Source organism: Actinomyces sp. HMSC075C01, from assembly GCF_001812965.1.
GTDB lineage: Bacteria > Actinomycetota > Actinomycetes > Actinomycetales > Actinomycetaceae > Actinomyces > Actinomyces acetigenes.
In genome coordinates this window covers 1-467 of the sequence record NZ_KV810942.1, presented here as the reverse complement: position 1 = coordinate 467, position 467 = coordinate 1, and the positions used below count along the sequence as shown (strand labels likewise).

Annotated in this window: 1 protein-coding gene; it reads left to right on the top strand. The window is 68.1% G+C overall.

What is annotated here, in order from left to right; genetic code table 11:
• The coding region (locus tag HMPREF2883_RS01825) for an ISAs1 family transposase (protein ID WP_141758992.1) at nucleotides 1–467 on the top strand (467 nt) is incomplete at both ends.

Here is a 467-nt window from a genome sequence, read left to right as displayed (position 1 = left end):
TGTCCCTGGCCGTGACCGGGGTGCTGGCCGGCTGTCGCAGCCTGACAGCGATATGGGAGCACACCACCGACCTGACCGCCGCCGACCTGGAGGCCCTGGGACTAGCGGCGGGCCAGGCCCTGCCCTCAGAGTCGACCATCCGCCGAGTCCTGCAGAACCTGGACCCCGCTGACGTTGATGCCCACCTGAGGTCATGGTTGTGCACACGCACCGGCACCATCGAAGGAAGAACAGTCATCGCGGTGGACGGCAAGACCATGCGTGGGGCCCGCACCAGCAAGGACCCGGCGCCGCACCTCCTGGCCGCCTTGGACCACGCCACCGGCGCCGTACTGACCCAGCAGCGAGTGGCAGGCAAGTCCAACGAGATCCCCGCGCTCAGGGAGCTTCTCGAACCCTTGGACCTGGAAGGGGTGGTGGTGAGCGCCGATGCGATGCACACCCAGGTGGACACCGCCGAGTGGATC